Annotated in this window: 10 protein-coding genes; 4 read left to right on the top strand and 6 right to left on the bottom strand. The window is 72.1% G+C overall.

Annotated elements, in window-relative coordinates:
• Positions 1-53: 53 nt before the first annotated feature.
• The gene (locus tag OG514_RS20480) at positions 54-629 is read left to right on the top strand and encodes a DUF6114 domain-containing protein (protein ID WP_266896792.1); all 576 of its coding nucleotides are present in this window, start codon (positions 54-56) and stop codon (positions 627-629) included.
• Positions 619-1,941, top strand: coding sequence for a hypothetical protein (locus OG514_RS20485; RefSeq protein WP_266896794.1), 1,323 nt, complete (start codon positions 619-621; stop codon positions 1,939-1,941). The genes OG514_RS20480 and OG514_RS20485 overlap by 11 nt, the downstream gene beginning before the upstream one ends.
• Before the next feature lie 76 nt (positions 1,942-2,017).
• Here OG514_RS20485 and OG514_RS20490 read toward each other — a convergent pair whose 3' ends face one another.
• The 5 genes from OG514_RS20490 to pta all read right to left on the bottom strand — a co-directional run bounded on the left by OG514_RS20490 (position 2,018) and on the right by pta (position 11,445).
• Entirely contained in the window at positions 2,018-2,509 is a 492-nt protein-coding gene (locus tag OG514_RS20490) for a hypothetical protein (RefSeq protein WP_266896796.1), read from the bottom strand.
• The gene (locus OG514_RS20495; protein WP_266896799.1) at positions 2,496-6,290 is read right to left on the bottom strand and encodes a hypothetical protein; all 3,795 of its coding nucleotides are present in this window, start codon (positions 6,288-6,290) and stop codon (positions 2,496-2,498) included. Before OG514_RS20495 ends, OG514_RS20490 begins: the two co-directional genes overlap by 14 nt.
• Positions 6,291-6,599: 309 nt before the next feature.
• Positions 6,600-8,030, bottom strand: a complete 1,431-nt coding sequence (pyk, locus tag OG514_RS20500) for a pyruvate kinase (protein ID WP_266896801.1) — start codon at positions 8,028-8,030, stop codon at positions 6,600-6,602.
• A gap of 74 nt (positions 8,031-8,104) precedes the next feature.
• Complete coding sequence (locus OG514_RS20505) at positions 8,105-9,355, bottom strand: acetate kinase (protein ID WP_266896803.1); 1,251 nt, start codon at positions 9,353-9,355, stop codon at positions 8,105-8,107.
• On the bottom strand, positions 9,352-11,445 hold the full coding sequence (gene pta / locus OG514_RS20510) for a phosphate acetyltransferase (RefSeq protein ID WP_266896805.1): 2,094 nt from the start codon (positions 11,443-11,445) through the stop codon (positions 9,352-9,354). The genes OG514_RS20505 and pta overlap by 4 nt, the downstream gene beginning before the upstream one ends.
• A gap of 334 nt (positions 11,446-11,779) precedes the next feature.
• Here pta and OG514_RS20515 point away from each other — a divergent pair, with 334 nt between their 5' ends.
• Together OG514_RS20515 and OG514_RS20520 are read left to right on the top strand one after the other, a co-directional pair.
• A complete protein-coding gene (locus OG514_RS20515; protein ID WP_266896807.1) occupies positions 11,780-12,805 on the top strand; it encodes an ATP-dependent 6-phosphofructokinase in 1,026 nt (341 codons plus the stop codon).
• A gap of 255 nt (positions 12,806-13,060) precedes the next feature.
• The gene (locus tag OG514_RS20520) at positions 13,061-14,335 is read left to right on the top strand and encodes a helix-turn-helix transcriptional regulator (RefSeq protein ID WP_266896809.1); all 1,275 of its coding nucleotides are present in this window, start codon (positions 13,061-13,063) and stop codon (positions 14,333-14,335) included.
• On the opposite strand, the gene OG514_RS20525 is transcribed toward OG514_RS20520, so the two are convergent.
• Positions 14,332-15,099, bottom strand: coding sequence for a tyrosine-protein phosphatase (locus OG514_RS20525; RefSeq protein WP_266896811.1), 768 nt, complete (start codon positions 15,097-15,099; stop codon positions 14,332-14,334). The two genes, OG514_RS20520 and OG514_RS20525, sit on opposite strands and share 4 nt — an antisense overlap.
• Positions 15,100-15,120 lie beyond the last annotated feature (21 nt).

The following is a 15,120-nucleotide window of genomic DNA, read 5'->3' on the forward strand; positions in this document are numbered from 1 at the left end:
GTCCCCACCTCTCCACCCTTTCTCAGCAACACCGCTTCCAGGGAGCTGTTTCCATGAGCGCCGAGACCCCTGCCTCCCGCGGAGTCCCCAAGAAGGAGAACCGGTTCAAGGTCTGGCGGCAGACCCGGCCCTTCTGGGCGGGACTGTTCACGATCATCGGTGGTGTGCCGATCGCCTACCTCCCGTACGGGGACATGCGGCTCGGCAACGTCACCCTCGCCATGAAGACGACCGCCGGATCCGCCGCGCTCATCATCGGAGCGCTGCTCATCACGCTCGGATTCACGATGTGGTTCCAGTCCATCGTGCGGGTCTTCGCGGGCATCGCGACCATCGTCCTCGGGCTGGTGTCCATCCCGGTGTCGAACTTCGGTGGTCTGGGCGTCGGGTTCTTGTTCGCCCTGATCGGAGGCGGCATGTCCGTCGCCTGGGCACCTGCCCCACCGGTCGAGGAGACCGCCGCGGTGGAGCACGACGGTGAGCCGGAGGCCTCGGAGGAGGCCACGTACTCGCACGAGTTCGAGACCGAGGCCCTGTACGCCGCCGGCGTCCCGGAGCAGCGCGAGGCGGAGCACCACGCCACCGAAACGACGATCGACGCCAACGGCGGGAGGAACAGTGCGGGGTGACGAGACTCAGTCGGCGCTCGCGAAGGGTGGCCCGCGGCACGCGGCCCCACGCAAGTCGCTGCTGAACAGGATCCAGGGCCCTGCGGGCAAGGCCATGGCGCTGGCCGCCATGCCGACCGCGGTGCTCGTGGGCATGGGCCTCACGCCCAAGATCGCCCTCGCCGACGACAAGGACTTCCCCTACGCGGCCGGCCCCTGTGTGACGCGCTCCGACGAGCCGACGCCGGAGGCCACGGAGACGAAGAAGCCGGCCGAGACGGCGAAGCCGACCGCCACCGCGACGCCTTCGGCGACCGCGACGGCCACGCCGTCCGCCACCGCGACCCCGTCCGCCACCGCGACCCCGACGCCGACCGCGACGGAGACCGGGCAGGCGACCACTCAGCGGACGCAGGAGCAGGCGAAGACCACCGCCGCGCCGACCGCGACGCCGACGCCGTCGGCCACACCCACGCCGACGAAGTCGAAGAACCCGCTCGACCCGCTGGGCGTGGGCGACGCGCTCAAGGACCTGTTCGACGGCCCGGACCCGGAGCCGACGGTGACGCCCACGACGGCGGCCCCGACGACCCAGGCACCCGCCCCGAGCACGTCGACGACGGCCCCCGCCGACAAGCCGGAGACCGCCGACGAGCCGGACGCGAGCACCGCGCCCAAGTCGACCACGGCACCGAAGCCGACCACCGACCCGGCCGCCGAGAAGACCAAGGCCGCGATCCGTGAGGCGGCCGAGAAGGCCGGTGTCGAGGTCAAGGAGCTGCCGGAGAGCGCCAAGGGCCTCGAAGCCAACAAGGACGAGGACATACCCGAGGGCGCCAAGCCCCACTTCCCCTGCCCCGAGCGCGACGACGCCGCGCTGGCGGCGGCCGACCTGGAGCCCGGCATCCCGCTGCTCCCGGACGAGTCGTGGCGCCTGGAGAGCTCGAAGCTCACCCTCAGCGGCCTGAAGTACCACGGCATCGTCGAGGTGAAGACCTACGGCGGCAAGATCAAGAAGGTGCTGAAGTTCACCGCGTCGTCGGTGGAGATCGACAACCTGCACCAGCTGACGGAGCACTCCGACGGGCTCACGGCCCACGTCCGCTCCAAGAAGGGCTCGACTTCGACCATCACCGACGGCACGGTGACGATGTACACGGAGGAGCTGAAGGGCAACCTCATCGGTCTCATCCCGATCACCTTCAGCGCCGAGTCCCCGCCTCCGGTCGACCTCCCGTGGGTGTTCTTCACCAACGTGAAGCTCAAGCAGGCCGGCCAGTTCGGCGGCACGCTCCGGGTCCCGGGCCTCCACAACACGATCGAGCCCAACTGACTCCCTGAACCCTGTCACGCGACGGCCTCCCCGCCCTTCCGGGCGGGGAGGCCGTCGTTCGTGTCGTACCGGTGCGTCAGCCGAGCGACTCGGTCGCCGTGCGCCTGATGCGCTTGGTGCGGCCCGACTCGGCCAGGAGTCGGAGGACCGCCCCGTCGGACACCTCGGCGGCGATCCGCAGCTGGAGCCAGTCGCTCCAGTCGGCGACCGACCCGGCGTCAGGCGCAGGGGCCGCCCCGGACCGGAGGTCCTCCAGGACGCCCAGCTCACGCGCCCGGCGCTCACTGAAGGCGCGCACCGAGGGGGAGAGGGCCTCGACCCAGACGTTCCGGTCGGCGCGGGGCACCCTTTCCAGGGCGTCGCCGACGACTCCGGACGCGAGTGCGCCGTCCGATTCGGCGACGACCGCGGCCAGCAGGCCGGGCCGTGCCGCGTCGGACGCGAGGGCGGCCCGGTACAGCTCCCAGCGGGCGTGACCGTCGGTCACGTCGGTCACTGTCGTGCCGAGCCGGTCCTCAAGACCGCGCAGCGCTTCCCGCAGTTCCGGGGAGACGTCAGCATCCGCCATTGGCCTTGAACCTTTCCATGGCTGCTCGGATGTTCTCCCTGATGGTACGGATGTTGTTGTCGATGACGGCCTGCTGGAGCCGGGTCGGCGGCTTGTCGTTGAGGATCGGCTTGCCGTTCATGCCGATCCGGACCTCCGCGCCCTTGCCCTGGACGTGGGCGTGCGCCGGGGCGTGGTCGTTGGAGTAGATCTGGATGGTGATGCCGGCCTCGTTCACGATCGTGCCGACACCCGGGTACTTCGGGCTCGTCGCGGCCACGGCGGCGTGTGCCGTACCGGCCCCCGCCGGAGCGGCGCCGAACGCGGTGCCCGCACCTGGCGCGCCGGCGAACGACGCGGAGCGCGCGGACACGGGCTTGGGCTTGACCGGACAGGCCTTGCCCTTGCCCTGCTTGGCGTCATCGATGATCTTGCGGAACTTGTCGAGCTTCCGCTTGGCGATGACGGACTTCTCCAGGAAGCCGCCGATACCGCTGGCCACCCGGACGATCGCCTTGCCCACGGAGAGGACCTTGGAGACGGGCACGAGCTTCGCCAGCGTCCACAGGCAGCTCTCGATGTCACCCTTGGTGAAGCAGCGTTCCAGGTCGCGGTAGCCGATCTCCTCCAGGAGGATCTCGCCGCCGTTCTTGACGAGCCAGTCGAGGATGCCCTGGCCGGTCAGCGCCTTCGCCGCGCGGAAGGCCTCGACGCACTCCTCGCCGCACTCGCGACGCAGCAGCTCCTCCTCGTCGACCGTGAGGTCGGCACCGGCGTCGGAACCGTCGGCCTCGACGCGCTCCTCGATCGCCCGCTGCTCCTCCTCGCGTTCGACGGCCTCCGCCCGGTCAGCGGCCTTGTCCGCCTCCGTGGCGTCCTCCACCGCACGGGTGGCGGCGCCCTCGGCGGCGGTGGCGTCCTCCTCCGCCTTGGTGGCGGTGTTACGGGCGCTGCCGGCGTCCTGCTCGGCGGCGGACGCCGAGGAACGGGCAGAGGCGGCGTCGCGCTCGGCGGCGGTCGCCTCGCTGTCGGCGGCCATGGCCTCCGACTCGGCGTCGCTCGCGGCGAACGACGCCTGCATGGCGTCGGCGCCGGCCTGCGCGTCGTACTCCTGCGCCTTGGCGTCCGCCTTCTTGGCCGCCTCCGCGGCCTTGGCGGCTTCCGCCGCCGAAGCGCGGGCCGCGGCCACGTGCTCCAGCGCCTTGGCCGCGTCGGCGGCAGCCGCTGCCGACGCCTGCGCCGCGATCTTGGCGTCACCCGCGGCCTTGTCCGCGAGCGCCTTGGCCTCGGCCGCGGCCTTCGCCGCCTCCTTCGCCTTGGCCTCCGCGGCGGCCGCCTGCTGCTCGGCGAGCGGCTTGGCGGTCTGGCCCACCAGGACCGCGAAAGCGGCCGAGATGTCCGTCTCGCGGTACGGGCTGCCCACCGCGATGGCCTCGTCGGCGGCCGTGGTCACGGCACGGGCCGCGTCACGGGCACCGGCGGCCGACTGCCCGGCCGCGAAGGCGAAACCGGCAGTCTTGGCGGCCCAGGCCGCCGTCTCGGCGGCCTCGGCCTTCGCCGCGGTCGCCTCCTGGCGGGCCTTGATGGCCGCGGCCTGGGCCTTCTTGGCCTCCGCCTCCGCCTCACGGGCGTTGGCCTTGGCGTCGGCGGCGGCGTCGATGGCCTCGGCAGCCGCCGCGTGGGCGGTGGCCGCGGCCGCGTTGGTGGTCAGGTAGGCCGACCACGCGTTGTCGGCCGCCGCGCGGGAACGCGAGGCCGCCGCTGCCGAACGGGTGGCGGCGGCACGGGCGTTGACCGCCGCGGTGGACGCCTCGTTGGCGGCGGTCCGGGCCCGGCCGGCCGCGTCCGTCGCGTCGTTGGCGGCGGCACGGGCCGCGGTCGCGGCCTGCCGCGCCTCGCCGGCGTCGGTGGTGCCCTCGGAGGCTGCGGCGGCGGCTTCGAGCGCCGCGGCCCGCGAGGCCTTCGCGTCCTTGTTCCGCTCCGCGGCTTCGGCGGTCGAGCGCGCGATGGCGGCCCGGCCCTCGGCGGCTTCGGCCGCCTCGCGCTCGGCGGCCGCGGTGGCCGCGGACCCCTCGGCGGAGGTACGAGCCCGCCCGGCGGCCTCACGTTCGGTCTGCGCACGCGTCTCGGCCGCGGCTGCCTTCTCCCGCTCGCGGGTCGCGGTGGCCCGCTCCCGGGCCGCGTTCGCCTTCTCGGCCTCCGCGATGGCGCGCTGACGCTTGGCCTCGGCCGCACCGGCCTTGGCCGTCTGCTCGGCGGCCTCCGCGGTGGCCTGTGCCTGCTTCGCCCTGGTCGCGTTGGCGGCGGCTTCCTTCGCCTGCGCCTCGGCGGCCAGCATGGCGGCCTTGGCCTGGGCGGCGGCCTCCTGGGCGGCGGCCCTGCGGAACTCGGTGGCGAGGGCGTGGGCCTGGGTCTGGCTCAGCGAGTAGAGCGCGCCGCTGTCGGCGGCGGTGGCTTTGGCCGCGTTGGACGCGGTCAGGGCGGTCTTGGCGGCGGCCTGCGTGGCGGCGTAGGAGGCCTTCGCCACCTGCACCGACTGCTGCGCGTACATCAGACCGCGGCCGCGCGGCAGCTTCGCCGCGTCGGCGATCGCCCACGCGGAGGCCTGCTGGGCGGCGGCCTTGTCCGAGGCCGTCTTGGCACGGGTCACGGCGGCGTTGGCCAGCGGAACCTGGGCGGCCGCGGCGGCGCGGGCCGTGCTCAGGTCGGCGGCCGCCTTGGTGAACTCGGCCGGCTTGGGGTAGCTGGCCCAGCTCTTCTTGTCGGACCAGTACTTCTGCCAGTAGAGGATCTGGTCGGCGTGCCAGGCCTGCCGGATCGACTCCAGCATGGCGTCGGTGGCGGTCCGCAGCTCCTTGGCGGCCGCCGCCTCGGCGGTGACGATCTCCTTGCGCTGCGCGGCCTGGGACGCGTACTCCGCCTCCCACTCCGTGTGGGCCTGGAGGACCACCAGGGACATCGCCCGGTAGTGGTCGATGGGGTTCTCGCTGTCACAGCCGGCCCAGGCCAGCTTCAGCGCCTCCACCTCGTTCCGGAACTCCGGGGAGTCCGGTACGGGCGCCGTCTTCGGGAATCCGCCGAAGCGCAGGAAGTCGGCGATGTCACGGGCCGAGCTGCTCCGGGTGGCTCCGTAGCCGACGAGCGTCTGACCCGCCACGAACTTGTACTGGGACGCCCAGAAGTCCTCGGTGGCCAGGCCGTCGAAGAGCTCCTTGGCCTTGTCGACGGCGGCCGGGCCCGGCTGGGGCGTCGGGTCGACGAAGGACTGGTGGTACAGGTTGCGCTGCGTCTCGACGGTGAAGGTGAGGATGTCCTTGCCGAAGTCCGGCATGTAGTACCCACGGCCCTGCGAGAAACTCAGGGAGGCGTAGGTCTTGTTGATCTCGTTGATCTTGTCCTGGCGCGCCCGGTAGGCCTGGGCGTAGGCCTGGCCCGCGTCGACGTCGTTCTTCTGGGCGAGGATCGACGGCTCGTAGTTCCAGTACATCGCGGCCTGGCGCAGCGTCGCGGGCGGGCCGGACAGGTCCTTGTTGGCCAGCGCCTTCAGCTCCGGGCCTCCGTAGTGGACGGCGCCGGAGACGAGGCACCGGTCCTTCCGCTCCGTCGCGCCGAGGCTGATGCGGAGGGTCCGCAGCCAGGGGTCGGTGGGGTTGTCCCCCGGTTCGTCGGCCGCCGCGGGGGCGGCGGTCACGAGGCCGCCCAGGAGGGCGGCCGCCGTCGTGAGGACGATGCCCGATGTCCATCGTCTCGCCGGTCCGGCGCGCAGGGAGCGCCGCCTGCCCGGCAGTTTCGTCTTTCGCACTTCACAGCCTGTCGTATCGACAACTCGGTCTGCCCGGGTGGAAGGAAGCACGAAGAACACCCCGTCGCGTATGCGCCGGGGTGGGTCTCGTCGGTCTGTCTGGTCCCTCGAAGGTGCCGCTGGTCAGTGCGGTTCCTTCGGATGCGCGTGGTCGCACGCGCGCGGTTCCCCCGCCTTCCCCCCGAAGGCGTAATGATCATGGCACGCCGAACGGCGTTGCGAAAGGGAGATTACTCTCGGTACGGCAACGGGCCGCACCTTCCGCGGAAGGTGCGGCCCGTTGCCGTAAATCCTTGTGTCCGGGGGGACTTAGGCCTGCTCGCCGCCACCGAGGTGGTGGACGCGGACCATGTTCGTCGTGCCGGGGACGCCGGGGGGCGAGCCGGCGGTGATGACCATGGTGTCGCCCGCGTTGTAGCGCTGGAGCTTCAGGAGCTCGGCGTCCACCAGGTCGACCATCGCGTCCGTGTTGTCCACGAACGGGACGAGGAAGGACTCGACGCCCCAGCTCAGGGTGAGCTGGTTGCGGGTGTTCGCGTCCGTCGTGAAGGCGAGGATCGGCTGCTGGACGCGGTAGCGCGAGAGGCGGCGGGCCGTGTCGCCGGACTGGGTGAAGGCGACCAGTGCCTTGCCGCCGAGGAAGTCGGCGATCTCGCAGGCCGCGCGGGCGACGGAGCCGCCCTGGGTGCGCGGCTTCTTGCCCGGGACCAGGGGCTGGAGGCCCTTGGAGAGCAGCTCCTCCTCGGCCGCCGTGACGATCTTCGACATCGTCTTCACGGTCTCGATCGGGTACGCGCCGACCGAGGACTCGGCCGACAGCATGACCGCGTCCGCACCGTCCAGGATGGCGTTGGCGACGTCGCTCGCCTCGGCGCGGGTCGGACGGGAGTTGGTGATCATCGACTCCATCATCTGGGTCGCGACGATCACCGGCTTGGCGTTGCGGCGGCACATCTCGACGAGGCGCTTCTGCACCATCGGGACCCGCTCCAGCGGGTACTCGACGGCGAGGTCGCCACGGGCCACCATGACCGCGTCGAAGGCCGCGACGACGGCCTCCATGTTCTCGACGGCCTGGGGCTTCTCCACCTTGGCGATGACGGGGACCCGGCGGCCCTCCTCGTCCATCACCTTGTGGACGTCCTTGACGTCGTCGGCGTCGCGGACGAAGGAGAGGGCGACCATGTCGCAGCCCATGCGGAGCGCGAAGCGGAGGTCGTCGACGTCCTTCTCCGACAGGGCGGGGACGTTGACCGCCGCACCGGGCAGGTTGATGCCCTTGTGGTCGGAGATGACACCGCCCTCGACGACGATCGTCTTGACCCGGGGGCCCTCGACCTCGACGACCCGCAGTTCGACGTTGCCGTCGTTGATCAGGACCTGGTCGCCCTTGGAGACATCTCCGGGCAGGCCCTTGTAGGTGGTGCCGCAGATGGACTTGTCACCGGGGACGTCGTCGGTGGTGATGGTGAACTCGTCACCGCGCACCAGCTCGACCGGGCCCTCGGCGAAGGTCTCAAGGCGGATCTTGGGGCCCTGGAGGTCGGCGAGGACTCCGACGGCGCGCCCGGTGTCGGCGGAGACCTGCCGGACGCGGTCGTACCGCTCCTGGTGCTCTGCCTGGGATCCGTGGCTGAAGTTGAATCGGGCCACGTTCATGCCGGCCTCGATGAGAGCCTTCAGCTGCTCATAGGAGTCGACGGCGGGGCCCAGCGTGCAGACGATTTTGGAACGGCGCATGAGGCGGATCCTATCGGTTTGTTTCACTGCGGAATATTCCGTCTGGTGGAAAGTACAAATGGGCGCGGGGGTGCTCAGGCGTTCACTCCTCCGAGCGCTTCCCCGCCCACCAGAGCGAAGGTCTGGCGGGCGATTTCCAGCTCCTCGTCCGTCGGCACCACGGCGACCGCCACCCGCGCGTAGTTCGGCGAGATGAGCCGCGCCTCGTCCGAACGCACCGCGTTGAGGTCCGCGTCCACCGCGAGCCCCAGCTCCTCCAGGCCCGCGATCGCAGCCTCCCGCACCGGGGCCGCGTTCTCCCCGACCCCCGCCGTGAACGCCACCGCGTCCACCCGGCCGAGCACCGCGTAATACGCGCCGATGTACTTCTTCAGACGGTGGATGTAGATGTCGAAGGCGAGCGCCGCGCGCTCGTCGCCCTCGTCGATCCGGCGGCGGATCTCCCGCATGTCGTTGTCGCCGCAGAGCCCGACCAGACCGGACTTCTTGTTCAGCAGGACGTCGATCTCGTCGGCCGACATGCCCGCCACCCGCTTCAGGTGGAAGGTGACCGCAGGATCGACGTCGCCCGAGCGGGTGCCCATGACCAGGCCCTCCAGCGGCGTCAGACCCATCGAGGTGTCCACGCACCTGCCTCCCCGCACCGCCGAGGCGGACGCGCCGTTGCCCAGGTGCAGCACGATCACGTTCACCTCCGCCGGCTCCTTGCCCAGCAGCCGCGCCGTCTCCCGTGAGACGTACGCGTGCGAGGTGCCGTGGAAGCCGTACCGCCGGATCCGGTACGCGTCGGCGGTCTCCACGTCGATCGCGTACCGCGCCGCCGACTCCGGCATCGTCGTGTGGAAGGCCGTGTCGAAGACCGCGACCTGCGGCAGGTCGGGGCGGAGCGCCGTCGCCGTACGGATCCCCGTGAGGTTCGCCGGGTTGTGCAGCGGCGCCACCGGTACGAGCCGCTCGATCTCCGCCAGCACCTCGCCGTCGATCACCGTCGGCTCGGTGAACCGCAGCCCGCCGTGCACCACCCGGTGACCGATCGCCGCCAGTTCGGGGGAGTCGAGCCCGAGCCCGTCCGCCGCCAGCTCCTCGGCGACCGCCTTCAGCGCGGCCGCGTGGTCGGCGATCGGGCCGGTCTTCTCGCGCTTCTCGCCACCACCGCCCTGCAGCGGGGTGTGCACGAGCCGCGAGGTCTCCTCGCCGATGCGCTCGACCAGGCCCTGGGCCAGCCGGCTGTCGTCACGCATGTCGAGCAGCTGGTACTTCACCGACGACGAGCCGGAGTTCAGGACCAGGACCCGGGAGGCGGCGGGAGGGGTCGGGGTGGTCATGCGGTGAGCTCCTCACCCTTGGACGGGACCTGGGACTGGATCGCCGTGATGGCGACCGTGTTGACGATGTCGCTGACGAGCGCGCCGCGCGAGAGGTCGTTCACGGGCTTGCGCAGACCCTGCAGCACCGGGCCGACGGCCACGGCGCCGGCCGAACGCTGTACGGCCTTGTAGGTGTTGTTGCCGGTGTTGAGGTCCGGGAAGATCAGCACGGTCGCCTGCCCCGCCACCTCCGAGCCCGGCAGCTTCGTCGCCGCGACCGAGGGCTCGACGGCGGCGTCGTACTGGATGGGCCCCTCGATCCGCAGCTCCGGGTGCGCCTCGCGGACCAGCTTGGTCGCCTCCCGCACCTTGTCGACATCGGCGCCCGAGCCCGAGGTGCCGGTCGAGTACGAGAGCATCGCTATCCGCGGCTCGACGCCGAAGCGGGCCGCGGTGGCCGCCGACTGGACCGCGATGTCCGCGAGCTGCTCGGCGTTCGGATCCGGGTTGACCGCGCAGTCGCCGTACACCAGGACCTTGTCGGCCAGGCACATGAAGAAGACCGAGGAGACGATCGAAGCGTCCGGCTTCGTCTTGATGATCTCGAAGGCGGGGCGAATCGTCGCGGCCGTGGAGTGCACGGAACCGGAGACCATGCCGTCGGCCAGGCCCTCCTGGACCATCAGCGTGCCGAAGTAGTTGACGTCCGAGACGACGTCGTACGCCAGCTCCACGGTGACCCCCTTGTGGGCCCGGAGCGCCGCGTACTTCTCCGCGAAGGAGTCCCGGAGCTCCGAGGTCTGCGGGTCGATCAGCTGGGTGCCGGCGAGCGTGATGCCCAGGTCGGCGGCCTTCTTGCGGATGATCTCGACGTCGCCGAGCAGCGTCAGGTCGCAGACGTCACGGCGCAGCAGCACGTCGGCGGCGCGCAGCACCCGCTCCTCGGTGCCTTCGGGGAGCACCACCCGGCGGCGGTCGGCGCGCGCCTGCTCGATGAGCTCGTGCTCGAACATCATCGGGGTGACCCGGCCGCTGCGGGCCACCGAGATCCGCTTGAGCAGGTCGGCCGTGTCCACGTGCCGCTCGAACAGGCCGAGGGCCGTCTCCGCCTTGCGCGGAGTGGCCGCGTTCAGCTTGCCCTCCAGCGCGAAGAGTTCGGTGGCGGTCGGGAAGCTGTTGCCCGGTACGGAGATGACCGCGGTGCCCGGCGCGAGGCGGGCCGCCAGGGTCAGGATCTCGTCGCTGGGCCGCTCGTTCAGGGTGAGCAGCACACCGGCGATCGGCGGGGTGCCGGCCGAGTGCGCGGCGAGCGCCCCGACGACCAGGTCGGCCCGGTCCCCGGGCGTGACGACCAGACAGCCGGGGGTCAGCGCGTTGAGGAAGTTCGGCAGCATGGCGCCGCCGAAGACGAAGTCCAGGGCGTCGCGCGCGAGGCCCGCGTCGTCGCCGAGGACCACGGAGGCGCCGAGCGCGTGCTTGATCTGGGCGACGGTGGGCGCGGCGAGCGCCGGCTCGTCCGGCAGGACGTAGCAGGGCACTGGCAGCCGGGCGGTGAGCCGCTCGGCGATGACCTCCCGGTCCTCGCCCGCCACCCGGTTGACGATCATCGCGAGCACGTCGCAGCCGAGTCCGTCGTACGCCCGGAAGGCGTTGCGCGCCTCGGACCGTACGGACTCCGCCGGCTGGCCCTTGCCGCCGACGACCGGGATGACGGAGGCGCCGAACTCGTTGGCGAGCCGGGCGTTGAGCGCCAGTTCGTCGGGGAGCTGGGTGGCGGCGAAGTCGGTACCGAGGACCAGGACGACCTCGTACTCACGGGCGACCGCGTGGAAACGGTCGACCAACTGCGAGACCAGCTCGTCGGTGCCGCGCTCGGCCTGGAGCGCGGAGGCCTCGTGGTAGTCCATGCCGTAGACCGTCGAGGCGTCCTGCGAAAGCCGGTAGCGGGTGCGCAGCAGGTCGAACAACCGGTCGGGACCGTCGTGCACCAGCGGCCGGAACACCCCCACCCGGTCCACCTGGCGGGTGAGGAGCTCCATGACTCCCAGCTCGACGACCTGGCGGCCGTCACCGCGGTCGATCCCGGTCACGTACACGCTGCGCGTCACGCCGTGGTCTCCTGTCCAGTCCTGCGGAAAACGGGACTCGCGGAGCCGGGGCGAGCGGCGCGCTCGCGGCCCGTACGCCGACCGACGCCGTCGTCCCTCGCGTCAACCGGCTGTGCTCAGAAAGCCCCGATAGGGCGGCATTACCCCCTTGACAATACCCCCGCCGATAGTTAGGTCGCCCGCCGGACGAAGGGCCCGGGAGCCCGGGACGAAAGGCCTCCGCGAGGGGCGCGGGAGGAACGCGCGGAGCGACCGCGAGCGCGCCCCCCAGGCCGGGCGTGTGAGAATCGCTGTGGCTCACAAAGGAACGCGACCGAGCAGGAGAAACAGCACGATGCGCATCGGAGTCCTCACCGCAGGCGGCGACTGCCCCGGCCTGAACGCAGTGATCCGGTCGGTCGTGCACCGGGCGCTGACCGGCCACAACGACGAAGTCATCGGCTTCGAGGACGGGTTCAAGGGCCTCCTCGACGGCCACTTCCGCCCCCTCGACCTCAACGCCGTCAGCGGCATCCTGGCCCGCGGCGGCACCATCCTCGGCTCCGCCCGACTGGAGCGGAACCGGCTGGCCGAGGCCGCCGCAACCGCCCCCGACCTGGCCCGCGAGTACGGCATCGACGTCCTCATCCCGATCGGCGGCGAAGGCACCCTGACCGCCGCCCGGATGCTCTCCGACGCCGGCATGCCCGTCGTCGGCGTCCCGAAGACGATCGACAACGACATCTCGTCCACGGACCGCACCTTCGGCTTCGACACCGCCGTCGGCGTCGCCACCGAGGCGATGGACCGCCTCAAGACCACCGCCGAGTCCCACCAGCGGGTGATGGTCGTCGAGGTGATGGGCCGCCACGCCGGCTGGATCGCCCTGGAGTCCGGCATGGCCGGCGGCGCGCACGGCATCTGCCTCCCCGAGCGACCCTTCCAGGTCGACGACCTGGTGAAGATGGTCGAGGAGCGCTTCGCCCGCGGCAAGAAGTTCGCCGTCATCTGCGTCGCCGAGGGCGCCCATCCGGCCGAGGGCTCGATGGAGTACAAGAAGGGCGAGATCGACCAGTTCGGTCACGAGCGCTTCCAGGGCATCGGCAACCAGCTCGCCGTCGAGCTGGAGCGGCGCCTCGGCAAGGAGGCCCGCCCGGTCATCCTCGGCCACGTCCAGCGCGGCGGCACGCCGACCGCGTACGACCGGGTGCTCGCGACCCGCTTCGGCTGGCACGCGGTGGAGGCCGCGCACCGAGGCGACTTCGGCCGGATGACGGCGCTGCGCGGCACGGGCGTCGAGATGGTGCCGCTCGCCGAGGCCGTGACCCGCCTCAAGACGGTCCCGGCGGACCGCATGCGCGAGGCCGAGTCGGTCTTCTGACGGACCCCTACGGGGCCGGTCTTCCGGCCCCGCCGCCGGGTCCTCTGTCCTGACCTGTCCCGGATCTTTTCCGACGCGGACACACCGAGTGGCCCCGACCGTCCCCCCGTGGACGGTCGGGGCCACTTCGCCGTGCCCGGCATCACCCCTGGAAATGCCGAGTTCCACTCTTGAGCCGGAGCGCGAGATCAACAAGGCTTGGGGCCTGTCCCGGACATGTCCCAACCCTGTCCGGCGGAAGGGAAAGAGGCGCGGATGACACCGGGGCGGCACACCCCTGACCCGCGGGGTGCACGGACCCCCGCCGAGTTCCTCGCGCGCCTCCAGGCCCTCAAGGACTGGTCGGGCCTGACCTACCGCGAGCTCTCGGCCCGCGCGGAGGCACGAGGGGACGTCCTGCCCCGCTCCACCGTGGCGAACATGCTGGCCCGCGCCACCCTGCCCCGCGAGGAACTCCTGACCGTGTTCGTCCGCGCGTGCGGGGTGGCGCCGGATGAACTGGCGCGGTGGCGGACGGTACGGAGGGAGCTGGCGGGCCGGGGGCCGGACACGGCTGCCGGGGCGGACGGTCTGGACGGCTCGGACGGCTTGGACGGCTTGGACGACGGGGACGGGGCGGGGGCGGCGGCCGATGAGGTCGAGCCCGTCGAGCCCGTCGAGCCCGTAGAGCCGGTCGAGCCGGGCACGGTGGGGTCCTCGGGGGCGGCGGCCGCGCCGGTGGAGCCGGCGGCCGAGCGGGCGGCCGAGGCGGCCGGACCGGTGGAGCCCGCGAGCGCGGCGGTGGACGGGTCGGTGGAGCCCGCGAGTGCGGTGGCCGATCGCTCGGCGATCCCCGGGCCCCCGGACGCACCCGGCACCGCCGAGAGGACCGACACCTGGCCCTCCTTGCCCGCTGCCCGGACCAGGCATCCGCTCCCGCCCCCGTCCCGGATACGGCGCGCGGTCGTCGCCACGGTCGCGGTGGCCGGGCTCGTCCTCGCCGGGGTCAGCGTCGTCGCCTTCCTCCGCGACGGCGGCACGGGTCCGGCCGGCAAGCCGGCCCGGGCGACCCCCGCCGTGACGGTCACCGCCCCCGCCGCCGGGGACGTACGCATCCGGGTCGTGGCCACGGACTTCTGCCTCGGCGAGCGGCGCGGGACCCGGACCGGACAGGTCCACCAGGTGCCGTGCGCCGAGTCGGGCTTCCCGCTCTACTCCCTCGCGGCGGTGGGCGCCGGCCGGTGGAGGATCGTTTCCGACCACCCCGACTTCGGGCCCGGCTGCTCGGGCATACCCTCCGGCGGCCGGATACCCGACTCGGCGTACGAGGACTCCGAGTGCGGGGACCCGAGCCGGGTCGAGGCCTTCGCACTGGAGCCGTACGGCCGGGGCCCGGTCCGGGGCTACCGGATCGTCCCGGTCGGCTCCGCCACCCCCGGCACATGCGTCACGGTCGTCGGTGACCGCGAGGCAGCCTGGGCGAAGCTCGCCCAGGCGCCCTGCGCGCCGGACGCGTCCGGCCAGCTCTTCTCCTTCGAACGACGCGGCTAGGACTGAGCGACGTCGGCGTCGGCGTCGTCGACATCGACCAGCCGGGCCCTGAGCGCTGTCACCACCGCCGGGTCGAGCCCGACGTGGCCGGTGACGTACGCGTCCACGGAGCCGTACCGCGCGCGCAGGTCCGCGAGGAACAGCCGGATGATGTCGGCGGGTGCCCGGCCGTAGCCCGGCCAGCGCAGCTCGCGGCCCGGGTGGGATGCCCGCCAGTCGGCGATCAGCCGTTCCGTGGCCAGCTCGGTGAGCGCGAAGTCCGCGAGGATCTCGTCGTCCGGGACGCCCAGGAGGGCGAGGACGACGGCGGCGAGCAGCCCCGTACGGTCCTTCCCGGAGGCGCAGTGGAAGACGAGGGGGCCGTCGGCGGAGGCGATGACTTCCAGGGCGGTACGGAGTTCCACCGCGCCGTCCTCCGCGACTTCGGCGAACCGGTCGGCGAGGTAGCGCCAGGGGTCGAGATCCGGGTCGATCTCCGCCTGGTCGTAGGGGCGGTGCTCGATGGAGAGGTTGTGCCAGGAGACGTCCTCGGTCTCCGGCAGGCGGCCCTTGGCGGCGATCTCCCACGGGTAGCGCAGGTCGATCACCGTGGCCACGTTCAGCGCGCGGAAGCGCTCCAGGTCGGTGGATCCGGCATCCGCGAGCTTGGCGAGGGAGTCGGAGCGGTAGAGGGTCTCCCACCGCACGGTCCCGCCGTCGGCGGTCCGATAGCCGCCCAGGTCACGGAAGTTGTGGAGTCGTTCGAAGGGTATGTGTCGTCTCACGGCGCCAATCTACGGCGCCGA

The organism is Streptomyces sp. NBC_00572 (assembly GCF_026341815.1).
Taxonomy (GTDB): Bacteria; Actinomycetota; Actinomycetes; order Streptomycetales; family Streptomycetaceae; genus Streptomyces.

Coding starts and splice junctions, on each gene's coding strand:
- OG514_RS20480 (WP_266896792.1), top strand. CDS start 54: ATGAGCGCCGAGACCCCTGCCTCCCGCGGAGTCCCCAAGAAGGAGAAC.
- OG514_RS20490 (WP_266896796.1), bottom strand. CDS start 2,509: ATGGCGGATGCTGACGTCTCCCCGGAACTGCGGGAAGCGCTGCGCGGT.
- pyk (WP_266896801.1), bottom strand. CDS start 8,030: ATGCGCCGTTCCAAAATCGTCTGCACGCTGGGCCCCGCCGTCGACTCC.
- OG514_RS20505 (WP_266896803.1), bottom strand. CDS start 9,355: ATGACCACCCCGACCCCTCCCGCCGCCTCCCGGGTCCTGGTCCTGAAC.
- OG514_RS20515 (WP_266896807.1), top strand. CDS start 11,780: ATGCGCATCGGAGTCCTCACCGCAGGCGGCGACTGCCCCGGCCTGAAC.
- OG514_RS20520 (WP_266896809.1), top strand. CDS start 13,061: ATGACACCGGGGCGGCACACCCCTGACCCGCGGGGTGCACGGACCCCC.